The sequence below is a fragment of the Kitasatospora sp. NPDC015120 genome (assembly GCF_043080305.1).
Lineage (GTDB): Bacteria > Actinomycetota > Actinomycetes > Streptomycetales > Streptomycetaceae > Kitasatospora.
On the sequence record NZ_JBIBVJ010000015.1, the window covers coordinates 90,718 to 105,919 of the forward strand.

Here is a 15,202-nt window from a genome sequence, read left to right on the forward strand (position 1 = left end):
TCGGTCGCAGGATCGGATTGTCCCCTGATCGGGTGAGGTGTGCGGGCGGTGGGCCCGTGCCGCTCCCGCAATGCCCGGAATCGCCGCCGCGGACCCCTAATGTGCTGGCGCGGAACCGTGCGGGCGCGACCCGGCGCCGCACGGACCAGGTCGGCCGAGGGCATGGGAGCAGCCAGCGATGATCCAGATCACCGGACTGACCAAGGTCTACCGCCGGGGTGCTCCGCCGGCGGTGCTGGACCTGACCTTCGAGGCCCGCCCGGGCGAGGTGACGGCACTGCTCGGCCCCGAGGGGGCCGGCAAGACGACCGCGCTGCGGCTGATGCTGGAGCTCGAACGGGGCCGGGGCGTCACGCTCTTCGGCGGCCGCACCTACCGGCGGCTGCGGTGGCCCGAACGGGAGGTCGGCGTGGTCCTCACCGCCCCGGGCGGCACGCCCGGGGTGCCGGACACCGCCGGGCACCCCGGCCGGAAGGCCCGGGGGCACCTCAGGATGCTGGCCGCGGCCGTCGGGGTGCCGGCCCGGCGGGCCGACGAACTCCTGGAGCAGATCCGGCTGGCGGCCGTCGCCGACCAGCGCCTGCGCACCTTCTCGCCCGGCATGCACCGGCGGCTCGCCCTGGCCGCGGCACTGCTCGGCGAGCCCGGCACGCTGCTCCTGGACGCGCCCACCGAGGGCCTCTCCCCGCGCAACGTGGAGTGGTTCCACTCCTTCCTGCGCTCGTTCGGCGCCGCCGGCGGCACGGTCCTGGTCACCACCCGCACCCCGCAGGAGGCCGCACGGTTCGCCGACCGGGTGATCACCCTGGACGAGGGCCGGATGGCGGCCGACCAGCCGGTGGCGGAGTTCCGGCGCACCCGGATCAGCCCCGAGGTCGCCGTGCGGGGGCCGCAGATGGCCCGGCTCGCCGACCTGCTGACGGGCCACGGCGCGAAGGTCCGCCGGGACGGCGGCGCGGGGCTCGCGGTGGCCGGGATCGGGCGCACCGAGATCGGCGAACTCGCCTACCGGCACGGCATCCTGCTGCACGAGCTCGCCGACCGGGTGGTCGAGCAGCCGGCTCCCCGGGCGGCCCTGCCGGCCGGCTCCGGCCGGTCCGGTCACCTCCGGGCGCAGGCCGGTCCCGGAGCGCTCCGGCCGTCGGGGGCCGTGCCGGCAGGGGCCGCGCCGTCGGGGGAGGGCCCGAAGGAGCGGGCCGGGGAGCGGGCGACCGCCCCGGCGACGGCCGCGCGGACGGCGCCGGACCAGGCCGTGCCGGACCAGGCCGTGCCGGAGCGGGCGCCGGCGGGGCCGCCGGTCCCCGCCGCCGGCCGGGAGCCGGACCCTGCGCCCACCCTCGCCCTTCCGGTCGCGGCGGTGGCCGGCCTCTCGGCCGCGACCGCGCTGTCCGCGCTCACCGCCCGCAGCGGGGTCCGGACGGTCCCCCGGCGCGCGGCCGCCGAGGACGGACGGTCCCGCCCGCGGGCCCGGGGGAAGGGCGGGACCGGGGACGGCGGGAGGCCGGAGGAGCAGGCCTCGCCGACCGTCGCGGTGGACCGGCTCTTCCGGGACGGGCGGAGCGGCCTCGCCCGCCCGGCCGACGGCCGCTCCGACGAGCCCGTGGACCCGCGGGCCGACGACACGATCCGCCTGGGCCGCGTCGTCCACCCGCTCGCCGCCCAGCCCCAGGCCCCTCACCCGTCGGCGGCCCACCCCCAGGCCGCCCACCTGCCGACCGCCCAGCCCCAGGCCCCCCACCCGCCCGCCGCCCCTCCCCAGGCCCCCTACCGGGCCCCCCGCCCGCCCGCCGGGGCCCCGGCGCCGGCCGCGGCCCCGGAGGGCGCGGGCGAGGCGGCCGGCGGCGCCGCCGGGGCGGACCGGGGCGGGGTCGTTGTTCCCGTGACCTCTGACCTTCGGAGCGAGTGAAGCGTGCGAGTTCTGGCTTATGAGCTGCGCCGGGTGCGCGGCCTGCGTTCGACCTGGCTGCTGCTCGGTCTGGTGGTGCTCGCCGACGCCGTGGTCGCCGGTGTGCTGGCGGCCCGGACGGCCGACGGGGAGTTGGGCGGCCCGGCGGCGGTGCGGCTGCTGACGGCGGCGGTGCCGCTGGTGCCGCTGCCGTTCGCGGCGCTGGGGGCCGGGGTGCTCGGCGCGCTGTCGTACGGGCACGAGGTGCGCCACCCGGGGCTGGCGGCCTCGCAGGTGGGCTATCTGCGCCGGGTGCGGCTGCTGACGGGCAAGCTGCTGGTGACCGGGGCGGTCGCGGCGGCGCTGGCGCTGGTGACGCTGCTGGTCGACGCGGTGACCGTGCACCTGGCGCTGCCGTCCGGGGTGGCGGTCGAGGTCTGGCCGGAGCAGGCGGCGCTGTCCGGTCGGATCACCCGGGCCCTGGCCTCGGCCGGTTTCGGCGGGCCGGGCGAGCTGGCGGGGCTGCCGGCGCCGCTGGCACTGGGGGCCGGGCCCGGGACGCCGGCCGCGCTGCTGGCGTTCGCCCTGCTGGTGGTCGCGGCGGGCTGGACCGGGGTGCTGACCGCCGCGCTGACCCGCAGCGCGGTCGCCGGGGTGCTGCTGCTCTGTGCGCTGCCGCCGCTGCTGGAGTCCGGGGTGGCGCTGCTGCTGCGGCAGACCGGGACCGCCTGGCCGGCCCGGGCGGCGGAACTGCTGCCGTTCCAGTCCGGGATCGAGTGGGCGTACGGATGGGTGTACGGCGGGGACCGCCGGGTTGCGGACGGCGGATCGGTGCTGAGCGATCCGGCGCTGCTGGCCGCCGCGGCCGCGCCGGCCTTCGTGTTGCTGCTGCTCACCCTCGCGGTGCAGGTCAGGCGCCGGACGCTGTGAGTCCCGGCCCGGCGGGGCGGTTCGTCAAGATCGACCAAGGGTGACCGTAATGCGCGCTTCGCCCTGATAAGAAGTCAATTATCCAGTCACGGCCGATCACCCTTTCGTGTGCTTTTCACGAGAATTCTCAAGCTGCGCCCGCCGATCGCCGACAAAGGAGCTGTGAACACCCTTGCGCACCCCCCCATGACCCCCGCCCGTTCCGCCGACGGGGCCATCCCCGGCCCGGCCGACCTGGACCGTTTCTCCTACGCCGACCGGCCCACCCCGCCGGCGCCCCGCTGGGAGGGCGCCGAGTCGGACCTCGCCCGGGTCGGCCGCAAGACCACCAGCAGCCGCGGCCGCGGCCTGCACGGCCAGCTCGTCCAGCAGCTCGGCCAGATGATCGTCTCCGGCGACCTCGGCGCCGACCGCCCGCTCGTCCCCGAGGAGATCGGCCAGCGCTTCGAGGTCTCCCGCACGGTCGTCCGCGAGTCGCTGCGGGTGCTGGAGGCCAAGGGCCTGGTCAGTGCCCGCCCCAACGTCGGCACCCGGGTCCGCCCGGTCAGCGACTGGAACCTGCTCGACCCGGACATCATCGAGTGGCGCGCCTTCGGCCCGCAGCGCGACGAACAGCGCCGGGAGCTGTTCGAGCTCCGCTGGGCGATCGAGCCGCTGGCCTCCCGGCTGGCCGCCGGCCACGGCCGGGAGGACGTCCAGCAGCGGCTGGCCGAGCTGGTCGAGATCATGGGCCACGCCTGCGCCCAGGCGGACCTCGCCACCTACGCCCGCGCCGACGCCGAGCTGCACGGCCTCGTGCTGCAGCTGGCGGGCAACCGGATGCTGGAGCACCTCTCCGGGATCGTCGCCTGCGCGCTCCAGGTGTCCGGCGGTCCGGCCACCTCCTGCGAGCGGCCCTCGGAGCCCTCGGTCGGACTGCACGCCCGGCTGGTGGACGCGCTCGGCACCGGCGACGGCACCGCCGCCGAGACCGCGATGCGGGCGCTGCTCACCGTCCACCCCGAGATCGAGCCCTCCGTGCCGGCTCCCCGGGAGCACTGAGCGGACCGTTCGGTGACCGGGTGCCGTCACCGCTGCCCCCGGCCCGTCCACGGACCGCCTCCGCCATGATCCGTCCGACCGCGACCGTCCCGCGGCGATCCGCCGCCTCCTCCGCGACCCCGGCCCTCCGGCTGCCGCCACGGTGCAGCCGGGGGGCCTCCGCGTTCTCCGGGAGCGGTCCGCGTCCGCCCGGCGGCGCCGGCCGGGAATGGAATGTCGTGTTCATGGGGAACAAGAGGAGCGCGGGTGGGGGATGATGGAAGCCGGCCCCGGGCCGCGGGGCCACGTCCGGTGTGACCCGCGACACGAAGGCCATGCGTAACACTTGACGAGTAGCAGCGATGTGTCCTGAGCGGAAGCAGCTCCGGAATACCCCAACATGTCAGAATGCTGTGTTGGTCTGCGGCGCTGCTGCCGTCCTGCAAACCCAGTCCTCAAACCCGAGTCGGTCGGAATCGACACCGCGTGCCCGACGCGCGATCTCCTTCCCCGCCCGCTCGGGCGGCCGGTACGGGTTCGAGTCCACTCATCGTCCGAGAGGTTGTTCGTGTCGGCCAGCACATCCCGTTCGCTTCCCCCCGAGATCGCCGAGTCCGCGGCTCTGCTGGCGCTCATCGAGCGGGGCAAGGCCCAGGGGCAGATCGCCGGTGACGACGTGCGCCAGGCGTTCGAGGCGGACCAGATCCCGGTCACCAAGTGGAAGAACGTCATGCGCAGCCTCAACCAGGTGCTGATTGAGGAGGGGGTGGACCTCATGGTCAGCGCGGCCGAACCGGCCGGCGCCAAGCGCAAGAGCGTTGCTGCCAAGAGCCCCGCCAAGCGCACGGCGACCAAGGCGGTCACCACCCGGACCCCGGCCGCCCCGTCGGCCCCGACCAAGCCGCCCGTGCGCATCGCGCCCGGTGCGACCATCTCGACCCCGGCGGTCGCGGCCGCCGCCGCGCCGGTCAGCACGGTGTCGGCCGAGATCACCGCCGAGGCCACCGCCCCGGCCGCCGAGGTGAAGGCGGCTCCGGCGAAGAAGGCGGCCCCGGCCAAGAAGGCCGCCGCGAAGAAGGCCGCCGCCCCGGCCAAGAAGACCGCCGCCAAGAAGACCACCGCCGCCAAGACGGGCAAGGGCGACGAGGAGCTGCTCGGCGAGGAGGAGCTGCTCGAAGAGGTGGCCCTGCCGGGCGACAAGGCCGGTGCCGAGGGCGACGCCCCCGAGGAGGAGTCGGAGGGCTTCGTCCTCTCCGACGACGACGAGGACGACGCGCCGGCCCAGCAGGTCGCCGTCGCCGGTGCCACGGCCGACCCGGTCAAGGACTACCTGAAGCAGATCGGCAAGGTCCCGCTGCTCAACGCCGAGCAGGAGGTCGAGCTCGCCAAGCGGATCGAGGCCGGCCTGTTCGCCGAGGACAAGCTCTCGGCCGCCGACAAGCTCGCCCCCAAGCTCAAGCGCGAGCTGGAGATCATCGCCGAGGACGGCCGCCGCGCCAAGAACCACCTGCTGGAGGCCAACCTCCGCCTGGTCGTCTCGCTGGCCAAGCGCTACACCGGCCGCGGCATGCTCTTCCTGGACCTCATCCAGGAGGGCAACCTCGGTCTGATCCGTGCGGTCGAGAAGTTCGACTACACCAAGGGCTACAAGTTCTCCACCTACGCGACCTGGTGGATCCGCCAGGCGATCACCCGCGCGATGGCCGACCAGGCCCGCACCATCCGCATCCCGGTGCACATGGTCGAGGTCATCAACAAGCTGGCCCGCGTCCAGCGCCAGATGCTCCAGGACCTGGGCCGCGAGCCCACCCCGGAGGAGCTGGCCAAGGAACTCGACATGACCCCGGAGAAGGTCATCGAGGTCCAGAAGTACGGTCGCGAGCCCATTTCGCTGCACACCCCGCTGGGCGAGGACGGCGACAGCGAGTTCGGTGACCTCATCGAGGACTCCGAGGCGGTCGTCCCGGCCGACGCGGTCTCCTTCACCCTGCTCCAGGAGCAGCTGCACTCGGTGCTGGACACCCTGTCCGAGCGCGAGGCGGGCGTGGTCTCGATGCGCTTCGGCCTGACGGACGGTCAGCCGAAGACGCTGGACGAGATCGGCAAGGTGTACGGGGTCACCCGTGAGCGCATCCGCCAGATCGAGTCCAAGACCATGTCCAAGCTGCGCCACCCGTCGCGGTCCCAGGTGCTGCGCGACTACCTGGACTGATCGCCGCGAACGATCCCCGGTACCGGTCGTCCGGTACTGCCGGAAGGCCCGGAGCCCCCGTGCTCCGGGCCTTCCGGCCGTTCGGGCCCGGTCGCGTCAGCGTCCGGGTGGCCGTTGTCGCTCGTCCGGGTGGTGCCGCGGCGGTGAGTGGTCGCGGACTGTAGCGGTTCCCCTACGCTGTGCCGGTTGCCTGCTGCCGAGCCACCTGGAGACACGGTGCCGCCCTCCCGCGCCGACCTGCCGATCCCCGCGCCCGCCGTCGCATCCGAGGCCGCCGGCCCGGTCTCCCGGCGGCGCCGGGCCGCCGTCCTGATGCTGCTCGCCGCGCTGCCCGCGCCGCTGCTCGCCCTCGGCCCGGCGGTCCCGGCCGCCCAGGCCCGGCCGCAGGGCCGGATCGTCGGCGGCGGGACGGTGAGCACGGACGACCACCCGTGGATGGTCGCGCTGGCCAGCCGCCAGCAGTTCGGCTCCGGCCGCTCGGGACAGTTCTGCGGGGGAGCGCTGGTCACCCCGACCAAGGTGGTCACCGCGGCGCACTGCTTCTACGACGAGTCCACCGGGCGCCAGGTGGACCGGCCGGGCCTGCGGGTGGTGGTCGGCCGGGACGACCTGCGCGGTTCGGCCGGCCGCGAGGTCGCGGTCCGCGGCGTCTGGGTCCACCCCGGCTACTCCTTCACCGCCAACATGAACGACGTGGCGGTGGTCACCCTGGCCGAGTCGCAGGGCGCCCGGCCGGTGATCGACCTGGTCGGCCAGGGCGAGACGGAGCCGTACCGGCCGGGGACCAGGGCGCAGGTGTACGGCTGGGGGGACACCACCGGCCGCGGCGACTACTCGCCCGCGCTGCGCAGCGTGGAGGTGCCGGTCATCCCCGACCAGACCTGCGCCCAGGCCTACCCGGGCGGCCCGGACGGTCGCTTCGACGCGCGGGGCATGGTCTGCGCCGGCGAGCAGCAGGGCGGCCGGGACGCCTGCCAGGGGGACAGCGGCGGCCCGCTGGTGGTTGCCGGCCGGCTCGCCGGGCTGGTCTCCTGGGGGACGGGCTGCGCCGAGGCGGGCCACCCCGGCGTCTACACCCGGATCGCCTCGGTCACCGACGCGGTGCGCGCCGTGCTGTAGCCGGGCGGGCACCCGGGGCCGGCCGTGCGGGCAGCGCCCGGGGCGGCGGGTGGAACCGGTCCGGGAACGACGAAGCCGGGCGACCGGCCCCCGAGGGGGTGGTCGCCCGGCTCACCCGGTCACGCGCCGTGCGTGACCGGACACACAGCTCGACACTGGTTCCTGGTGGCGCGGATCAGCGCTCGTCGTCGGTGGCCGTGGCGGACGTGCTGCCCAGGCGGCCGCTCTCGTCCTGTATCTCCACGGCGATCTTCTTGAGCTCGGGCTCGAACTTCCTGCCGTGGTGGGCGCAGAAGAGCAGCTCTCCGCCGCTGGCGAGTACGACGCGCAGGTAGGCCTGGGCGCCGCAGCGGTCGCAGCGGTCAGCCGCGGTGAGCGGGCTCGCAGGGGTCAGAACAGTAGTCACGTCGCCTCTTCTCTAGCTCGACGAGCTGTCGTACCAGGGTCAACATCCAACCAGGCCGAAAACGTTCCCGCTCGTGGCTTTTCTTCTCTGAGGATTCTGCTGTGTTGATGAGGACGTGCCCCGGGGGCCGGTGGTTCATGCGTACCGGATCCCAGGATCCGCCCGTCGCTCGAACGCCCGATCGGAACCGGATGTGAGAGTCCGCGTAGCATAATCCTCTGCTGGGTTGGAGCATAAGCCCCGTCCCGGGCCCCGGTAGCCTGCATAACGGCAGTTCCGGAGCCTGCACCCGGTCCCACGGTCCGCCAGGAGCGGTGGTACCGGGAGGAGATGGAGCCCCGGCGACCCGAATCCGGCACGGCCCTTGTTCGCGCAGCGCGTACAAGCTGCGCGGGACCGGCCCGCCGTGCTGTGCACCCAGCGGAGGGGTGCGCACACGCAGGGGAAACGGCTGTCGGTGCGGTGTGCTGCACTGGCGGACGGTCCGGACGCGTCCGGATGTGACCGATGAGACAGAACTTGACCGAGGAGAGTGCCGCGTGAGTGCCGAAACGACCGTGCCGTCCGCTCTGCTGGCCGGCGACGACGGTTCCAACTACACCGCTCGGCACCTGCTCGTCCTGGAGGGTCTGGAGGCGGTCCGCAAGCGCCCCGGCATGTACATCGGCTCGACCGACAGCCGCGGCCTGATGCACTGCCTCTGGGAGATCATCGACAACTCCGTCGACGAGGCGCTGGGCGGCTACTGCGACCGGATCGAGGTCGTGCTGCACGACGACGCCTCGGTCGAGGTCCGCGACAACGGGCGCGGCATCCCGGTGGACGTCGAGCCGAAGACCGGACTGTCCGGCGTCGAGGTCGTGATGACCAAGCTGCACGCCGGAGGCAAGTTCGGCGGCGGCTCGTACGCGGCCTCCGGCGGCCTGCACGGCGTCGGCGCCTCCGTCGTCAACGCGCTCTCCGCCCGTCTGGACGTCGAGGTCGACCGCGGCGGCCACACCCATGCGATCAGCTTCCGCCGCGGCACCCCGGGCATCTTCACCGAGACCAGCCCGGACGCCCCGTTCGAGCCGGCCAACGGCCTGACCAAGGTCCGCAAGGTGCCCAAGACCCGCACCGGCACCCGGATCCGCTACTGGGCCGACCGGCAGATCTTCCTCAAGGACGCCAAGCTCTCCCTGGAGAACCTGCACGCCCGGGCCCGGCAGACCGCCTTCCTGGTGCCCGGCCTGACCATCGTGGTGCGTGACGAGCGGCTCACCGAGAGCGAGCGGGTCGAGGAGAGCACCTTCCGCTACGACGGCGGCATCGCCGAGTTCTGCGAGTTCCTGGCGCCGGACAAGCCGATCTGCGACGTGCTGCGGCTGCACGGCGAGGGCACCTTCAAGGAGACCGTGCCGGTCCTGGACGACCTCGGGCACATGACGCCGACCGAGGTCACCCGGCACCTCGGGGTGGACATCGCGCTGCGCTGGGGCGCCGGCTACGACACCACGCTGCGCTCCTTCGTCAACATCATCGCCACCCCCAAGGGCGGCACCCACGTCACCGGCTTCGAACGCTCGCTGGCCAAGACCGTCAACGAGGCGCTGCGGGCGAGCAAGCTGCTGCGCGTCGCCGAGGACGACATCACCAAGGACGACGCCACCGAGGGCCTCACCGCCGTGGTCACCGTCCGGCTCGCCGAGCCGCAGTTCGAGGGCCAGACCAAGGAGGTGCTCGGCACCTCGGCGGCCAACCGGATCGTCGCGGCGGTCGTCGCCAAGGAGCTCAAGGCCTTCCTCACCTCCGCCAAGAAGGACGAGAAGGTCCAGGCCCGGGCGGTGCTGGAGAAGGTCGTGGCCGCCGCCCGCACCCGGGTCGCCGCCCGCCAGCACAAGGAGGCCCAGCGCCGGAAGACCGCGCTGGAGACCAGCTCCCTGCCGGCCAAGCTGGCCGACTGCCGCAGCGACGACGTCGACCGCAGCGAACTGTTCATCGTCGAGGGCGACTCCGCGCTCGGCACCGCCAAACTGGCCCGCAACTCCGAGTTCCAGGCCCTGCTCCCGATCCGCGGCAAGATCCTCAACGTGCAGAAGGCGTCCGTGAGCGACATGCTCAAGAACGCCGAGTGCGCGGCGATCATCCAGGTGATAGGGGCCGGCTCGGGCCGCACCTTCGACATCGACCAGGCCCGCTACGGCCGGGTCATCTTCATGGCCGACGCCGACGTCGACGGCTCGCACATCCGCTGCCTGCTGCTGACGCTGTTTCAGCGCTACATGCGGCCGATGGTCGAGCAGGGCCGGGTCTTCGCGGCCGTGCCGCCGCTGCACCGGATCGAGCTCACCAACCCCAAGCGCGGGCAGGAGAAGTACCACTACACCTACTCGGACGCCGAGCTGCGCTCCACCCTGCTGGAGTTCCAGCGCAAGGGCCTGCGCTGGAAGGACCCGGTCCAGCGGTACAAGGGCCTGGGCGAGATGGACGCCGACCAGCTGGCCGAGACCACCATGGACCCGCGCCACCGCACGCTGCGCCGGATCAACCTGGGCGACCTGGAGCAGGCCGAGAAGGTCTTCGACCTGCTGATGGGCAACGACGTGGCGCCGCGCAAGGAGTTCATCGTGGACTCGGCGGCCACCCTGGACCGCTCGCGCATCGACGCCTGAGCACCCCGCCGTCACGAGGGCCCTCCACCCGCGGGTGGAGGGCCCTCGTGCTGCCGGTTCCACCCGCCGTCCACCCCGGCGCCGATCAGCCCGGAGGGCCGGATCCGTAGCGTCGAAGGGGTCGGAGCGAGCCCCTTCCCGGACGGAGAAGCCCATGTCTGCCGAGGTCAACGCCGCCCTGGTGGTCGCGGTGTCGGTGCTGGTGCTCCAGCGCCAGATGCGCGCCCGGCGGCTGGACACCGAACGCCGCTTCCGGGTGCTGCCGGTGGTCCTCGCCGCGGTCGCGCTGCGCGACCCGCAGCTGCTCGACCACCGGGACACCGCCCGGTCCGCCGTCCTGGTCGGCTGCGGGCTGCTCGCGGTGCTCGCGGCGGGCTCGGTCTGGGGGTGGACCGTCCGGATCTGGCGGGGGCCGGACGGGGCGCTCTGGGTCCGGGGCACCACGGCGACGCTGGCCGCCTGGGGCGGGCTGCTCGCGATCAGGTTCGGCCTCTTCGGGATCGGCGAGGTCCTGCACCTGCACCAGTCGAGCAGTGCGCTGCTGCTCGGGCTGGCGCTCCTGCTGCTGGTCCGCACGCTCGTGGTGAACTGGAGGGCGCGGGCGCTGGAGCCCCCGGGTCCGGCCGCCGTGTCGCGCTGACCGCCGTCGCGAGTCACCTGGAGGAAACACGTGGCCGAGGGGTACTGGACCCGCTGGCCGTCCCGCGAGGGGCTGCGGGACGACGCCGGGAGCCGGCCGCGGCGGCTGCTCACCGTGCTCGGCAGGCTCGTCGTCCTGGTCAGCGTCTGCTGGGGGACGCTCTCCGGCGGCAGGTACGCGGGCTGGGCGCTGGTGGTCGCGGTGGCGGGGCTGGGCGCGGCGGTCGTCCTCGCCGCCGGCTACCTGCACGCCAGCTGGGAGCAGCGGGCGACGCGCTCCTACCTGCTGGCCGCCGGGGTCTTCACGGCCGCCTGGCTGGCCGACCGGGGGCAGGCCTACCTGCTCTCCGACGTGCTCTGGTACGGGCTGGCGGTGACCGCGGTGGTCCGGCTGCCGCCCTGGCCCGCGCTGCTCACGGCCGGCGCCGCGCTCGGCTCGTACGCCTCGGTGAGCTGGGCGAGCTGGCTGAGCATCACGGCGACCGTCGGCGGTCTGCTGCTGCTCGGCTACCTGCTGCGGCTGGACATCGAGGCGCGCGGCACCGCCCGCCGGCTGCTCGACCAGGAACGGGCCGCCCGGGCCGCCGAGGCGGAGAGCGCCGCGCTCGCCGAACGGGCCAGGATCGCCCGGGAGATCCACGACGTGCTGGCGCACAGCCTCTCCGCCCAGCTGGTCCACCTGGAAGCGGCCCGGCTGATGCTGGACTCCGGCACCGACCGCGAGCAGGTCCGCGAACGGGTGGTGGCCGCCCGGCGGATGGCGCAGGACGGACTGGCCGAGACCCGGCAGGCGCTGTCCGCGCTGCGCGGCGAGTTCACCCCGGTCGGCGAGTACCTGGTGGAGCTGACCGGGGTGGAGCGCGCGGGGTTCGGGGTGGTCGGCACGCCGCGTCCGCTGGCCGCCGAGGCGGGGCTCGCCGTCCGGCGCACGGCGCAGGAGGCGCTGACCAATGTGCGCAAGCACGCCCCCGGTGCGCGCTGCACGGTCGAACTGCGCTACCTGGCGGACGAGGTGGAGCTGGAGGTGCGGGACCGGCGTGCGGGACGGTCCGAAGCGTCCGGTGACCTGGCGGCCAGCGGCGGCGGGTACGGTCTGCTGGGGATGCGCGAACGCGCGGAACTGCTCGGCGGCACCCTGCTGGCGGGCCCCCACGAGGGAGGATGGCGCGTGCTGCTGCGGGTGCCGGCATGACGGAGCCGGTGGTCACCAGGGTGCTGGTGGCGGACGACCAGACGGTGGTCCGCGAGGGCATCGTGATGCTGCTCGGGCTGCTGCCCGGGATCGAGGTGGTCGGCTCGGCGGCGGACGGCGAGGAGGCCGTCGCGCTGGTCGCCCGGCACCGGCCGGACGTGGTGCTGATGGACCTGCGGATGCCGCGCTGCGACGGGGTCGAGGCGACCCGGCGGATCCGCGCCGGACACCCGGGCACCGAGGTCGTGGTGCTCACCACCTACGCCGACGACGACTCGCTGTTCCCGGCGCTGCGGGCCGGGGCGCGCGGCTACCTCACCAAGGACGCGGGCGCCGAGGAGATCGCCCGGGCGATCGCGGACGTCCGGTCGGGGGCGGCCGGGCTGGCGCCGCAGGTGCAGTTGAGGCTGCTGGAGCGGCTGTCGGGGGACGCCCCGGCCCCGGCGGGCGGACCGGCGGCGCAGGCGGAGCTGCCGGACGGGCTGACCGCGCGGGAGGCGCAGGTGCTGGGGCTGATCGCGCAGGGGCTCTCCAACACCGAGATCGCCCGCCGGCTGTACGTCAGCCCGGCCACCGTGAAGACCCACATCAACAACCTCTTCGCCAAGACCGGCGTGCGCGACCGTGCGCAAGCGGTCGCGTACGCCTTCCGAAACGGAATCACCGGGTCGCCGCAGTAGTCGGATGAGTGTCTGTCGGATCATCGATCACCTCATCGAGTGAACGTATCTGCGTTGGGAGTTTGGGGAGTTCGGGCGACCCCATGATGGGTCGGGTCACAACCCCCCGGCCCAGGAGCAGCCGTGCCACAACAGCAGACGAGAAACCCCGAGCCGGGAGGGCAACTGGACTGGTGGGCACCGGAACCGGCGCCCGCACCGGTGTCCGGACCCGCGCCGGGAACCGCCGTCCCGGTGACCGCGCCGGGAGCCCCCGCGCCGGGAACCGTCGTCCCGGGGACCGCCGTCCCGGGCCCCGCGCCGGTGCCCGGGCCCGACGAGGCAGACGAGGCACCCGGGCCCGACAGCAGCACCGAGGTGTACCGGGCCGTCCAGCGCAGCGCGGCCTTCCAGCGGATCCGCCACAGCTACCGGACGTTCGTCTTCCCGGTCACCGGCGTCTTCCTCGGCTGGTACCTGCTCTACGTGGCCGCCCAGACCGCGGCCCCCGGGATGATGCGCCGCCCGGTCGCCGGCCCGGTCAACGTGGCCTGGCTGCTCGGCCTGCTGCAGTTCGCCACCACCTTCCTGCTGGCCTGGCTCTACGCCCGCAACGCCCGCACCAAGCGCGACCGGGCCGCCCTGTCGCTGCGCTGGGACACCCAGGACCAGCTGCGATGAGGGCCGCCACCCCGCCCCCCGTCGCCCCCACCGGGGACCACCACGGACTGGCCGTGGTGCTCTTCGCCGTCGTCGTCCTGGTCACCCTGGCGATCACCTTCTGGGCCGGCCGCCGCGGCGGCAACGCCGCCGAGGACTTCTACGCCGGAGGCCGCGACTTCACGCCGCTGCAGAACGGCTTCGCACTCTCCGGCGACTACCTCTCCGCCGCCTCCTTCCTCGGCGTCGCCGGGCTGATCGCGCTGTACGGGTACGACGGCGTGCTCTACAGCATCGGCTTCCTGGTCGCCTGGCTGGTGGTGCTGATGCTGGTCGCCGAACTGGTCCGCAACGCCGGCCGGTACACCCTGGCCGACGTGCTGGCGCTGCGCCTGCGCCGGCGCAAGGTCCGGGCGGCGGCCGGCGGTGCCAGTGTCGTCGTCACGCTGTTCTACCTGGTCGCCCAGATGGTCGGCGCGGGCAGTCTGGTCGCCCTGCTGCTCGGCACCAACAGCGCCCAGGCCCGGACCTGGACCATCGTGGCGGTGGGCGGTCTGATGATCGTCTACGTCACGATCGGCGGCATGCGCGCCACCACCTGGATCCAGATCGTCAAGGCGTTCCTGCTGGTCGCCGGCTCGGTGGTGCTGACCGTGCTGCTGGTGGTCCGCTTCCACGGGGACGTCGCCGAGCTGATGCGGCAGGCGGCCCAGCACAGCGGCGCCGGGCAGCGCTACCTGGAACCCGGGCTGAAGTACGGCAAGAGCTTCACCAGCCGGCTGGACTTCTTCAGCCTGGGCCTGGCCCTGGTGCTGGGCACCGCCGGTCTGCCGCACATCCTGTCCCGCTTCTACACCGTGCCCACCGCGCGGGCCGCCCGGCGTTCGACGATGTGGGCGATCGGCCTGGTCGGCGGCTTCTACCTGATGGCCATCGCGCTGGGCCTCGGGGCCACCGCGCTGATCGGCTCGGCCGAGGTCCGGCAGGCCAACTCGGCGGGCAACACCGCCGTCCCGCTGCTCGCCCTGGTGCTCGGCGGCGGCAACGGCTCCACCGGCGGGGTGGTGCTGTTCGCGCTGATCTCGGCGATCGCCTTCGCCACCATCCTCGCCGTGGTCGCCGGGCTCACCCTGGCCTCCTCGGCGGCGTTCGCCCACGACATCTGGGCGGGTGCCTGGCGCGGACGGCCCCGCGGTGCGCGCGCGCAGCGCGGCGGCCGGGGTGCCCGCGGCGGGGGCGCCGTGGTGCCGGCCTCCCGGCGGGCCCGCGGCGAGGCGGACACCCGGGCCGGGAGCGGGACCGGGGCGGAGGCGGACGGCGCGCCCGCGGTCGCCGAACAGGACGAGGTCCTGGTCGCGCGGATCGCGGCGGTCGGGATCGGCGCGGTGGCGATCGTGCTGAGCCTCTTCGCCCAGCAGCTGAACGTCGCCTTCCTGGTCGGCCTGGCCTTCGCCGTCGCCGCCTCCGCCAATCTGCCGGTCCTGCTCTACAGCCTGTTCTGGCGGCGGTTCACCGCCCGCGGCGCGGTCTGGTCGGTGTACGGCGGGCTGGTTCCCGCGGTGGTGCTGGTGGCCTTCTCACCGGTGGTCTCCGGTACCAAGGTCGCCTTGTTCCCGGGCATGGACTTCCACTGGTTCCCGCTGGAGAACCCGGGCATCGTCTCCATCCCGCTCGGCTTCCTGGCCGGCTGGATCGGCACCCTGCTCTCGCCCGAGACGGCCGATCCGGACCGGTACGCCGAGCTGGAGGTCCGCTCGCTGACCGGAGCCGGTGCGGTCTGAGCACCCCGCACGAACGACCCCCGGCGGGCATCCGCCGGGGGTCGTCGC

Annotated in this window: 12 protein-coding genes; 11 read left to right on the top strand and 1 reads right to left on the bottom strand. The window is 74.0% G+C overall.

Annotation, left to right across the window (positions count from 1 at the left end; all coding sequences use genetic code 11):
* Positions 1 to 178: 178 nt before the first annotated feature.
* The 5 genes from ACF1AK_RS27565 to ACF1AK_RS27585 all read left to right on the top strand — a co-directional run bounded on the left by ACF1AK_RS27565 (position 179) and on the right by ACF1AK_RS27585 (position 7,166).
* The gene (locus ACF1AK_RS27565) at positions 179 to 1,906 is read left to right on the top strand and encodes an ATP-binding cassette domain-containing protein (protein ID WP_391501520.1); all 1,728 of its coding nucleotides are present in this window, start codon (positions 179 to 181) and stop codon (positions 1,904 to 1,906) included.
* Between the two features lie 3 nt (positions 1,907 to 1,909).
* Complete coding sequence (locus ACF1AK_RS27570) at positions 1,910 to 2,815, top strand: hypothetical protein (protein WP_391501521.1); 906 nt, start codon at positions 1,910 to 1,912, stop codon at positions 2,813 to 2,815.
* Positions 2,816 to 2,923: 108 nt separating this feature from the next.
* The gene (locus tag ACF1AK_RS27575) at positions 2,924 to 3,856 is read left to right on the top strand and encodes a FadR/GntR family transcriptional regulator (protein ID WP_391501522.1); all 933 of its coding nucleotides are present in this window, start codon (positions 2,924 to 2,926) and stop codon (positions 3,854 to 3,856) included.
* A 547-nt stretch (positions 3,857 to 4,403) separates the two neighbouring features.
* The gene (locus tag ACF1AK_RS27580; RefSeq protein ID WP_391501523.1) at positions 4,404 to 6,047 is read left to right on the top strand and encodes an RNA polymerase sigma factor; all 1,644 of its coding nucleotides are present in this window, start codon (positions 4,404 to 4,406) and stop codon (positions 6,045 to 6,047) included.
* Positions 6,048 to 6,359: 312 nt separating this feature from the next.
* Positions 6,360 to 7,166 carry a S1 family peptidase gene (locus ACF1AK_RS27585; RefSeq protein WP_391501562.1) on the top strand — a complete coding sequence of 269 codons (807 nt, stop codon included), beginning with the start codon at positions 6,360 to 6,362 and terminating at the stop codon, positions 7,164 to 7,166.
* 175 nt (positions 7,167 to 7,341) lie between these two features.
* On the opposite strand, the gene ACF1AK_RS27590 is transcribed toward ACF1AK_RS27585, so the two are convergent.
* Positions 7,342 to 7,572: a hypothetical protein gene (locus tag ACF1AK_RS27590; RefSeq protein ID WP_391501524.1), complete on the bottom strand. Its 231-nt coding sequence runs from the start codon at positions 7,570 to 7,572 to the stop codon at positions 7,342 to 7,344.
* A 539-nt stretch (positions 7,573 to 8,111) separates the two neighbouring features.
* On the opposite strand from ACF1AK_RS27590, the gene ACF1AK_RS27595 reads away from it, so the two are divergent.
* The 6 genes from ACF1AK_RS27595 to ACF1AK_RS27620 all read left to right on the top strand — a co-directional run bounded on the left by ACF1AK_RS27595 (position 8,112) and on the right by ACF1AK_RS27620 (position 15,154).
* Positions 8,112 to 10,223 (top strand): type IIA DNA topoisomerase subunit B, encoded by a 2,112-nt coding sequence (locus ACF1AK_RS27595; protein ID WP_391501525.1) that lies wholly within the window; start codon positions 8,112 to 8,114, stop codon positions 10,221 to 10,223.
* A 154-nt stretch (positions 10,224 to 10,377) separates the two neighbouring features.
* Entirely contained in the window at positions 10,378 to 10,863 is a 486-nt protein-coding gene (locus tag ACF1AK_RS27600) for a DUF1453 domain-containing protein (RefSeq protein WP_391501526.1), read from the top strand.
* A gap of 30 nt (positions 10,864 to 10,893) precedes the next feature.
* Positions 10,894 to 12,054: a sensor histidine kinase gene (locus ACF1AK_RS27605; RefSeq protein WP_391501527.1), complete on the top strand. Its 1,161-nt coding sequence runs from the start codon at positions 10,894 to 10,896 to the stop codon at positions 12,052 to 12,054.
* The gene (locus ACF1AK_RS27610; protein WP_391501528.1) at positions 12,051 to 12,734 is read left to right on the top strand and encodes a response regulator; all 684 of its coding nucleotides are present in this window, start codon (positions 12,051 to 12,053) and stop codon (positions 12,732 to 12,734) included. The genes ACF1AK_RS27605 and ACF1AK_RS27610 overlap by 4 nt, the downstream gene beginning before the upstream one ends.
* 234 nt (positions 12,735 to 12,968) lie before the next feature.
* Positions 12,969 to 13,394: a DUF485 domain-containing protein gene (locus ACF1AK_RS27615; RefSeq protein ID WP_391501529.1), complete on the top strand. Its 426-nt coding sequence runs from the start codon at positions 12,969 to 12,971 to the stop codon at positions 13,392 to 13,394.
* Positions 13,391 to 15,154: a cation acetate symporter gene (locus ACF1AK_RS27620; protein WP_391501530.1), complete on the top strand. Its 1,764-nt coding sequence runs from the start codon at positions 13,391 to 13,393 to the stop codon at positions 15,152 to 15,154. Before ACF1AK_RS27615 ends, ACF1AK_RS27620 begins: the two co-directional genes overlap by 4 nt.
* Positions 15,155 to 15,202: the final 48 nt, after the last annotated feature.

Coding starts and splice junctions, on each gene's coding strand:
- ACF1AK_RS27620 (WP_391501530.1), top strand. CDS start 13,391: ATGAGGGCCGCCACCCCGCCCCCCGTCGCCCCCACCGGGGACCACCAC.
- ACF1AK_RS27585 (WP_391501562.1), top strand. CDS start 6,360: ATGCTGCTCGCCGCGCTGCCCGCGCCGCTGCTCGCCCTCGGCCCGGCG.
- ACF1AK_RS27600 (WP_391501526.1), top strand. CDS start 10,378: ATGTCTGCCGAGGTCAACGCCGCCCTGGTGGTCGCGGTGTCGGTGCTG.
- ACF1AK_RS27565 (WP_391501520.1), top strand. CDS start 179: ATGATCCAGATCACCGGACTGACCAAGGTCTACCGCCGGGGTGCTCCG.
- ACF1AK_RS27610 (WP_391501528.1), top strand. CDS start 12,051: ATGACGGAGCCGGTGGTCACCAGGGTGCTGGTGGCGGACGACCAGACG.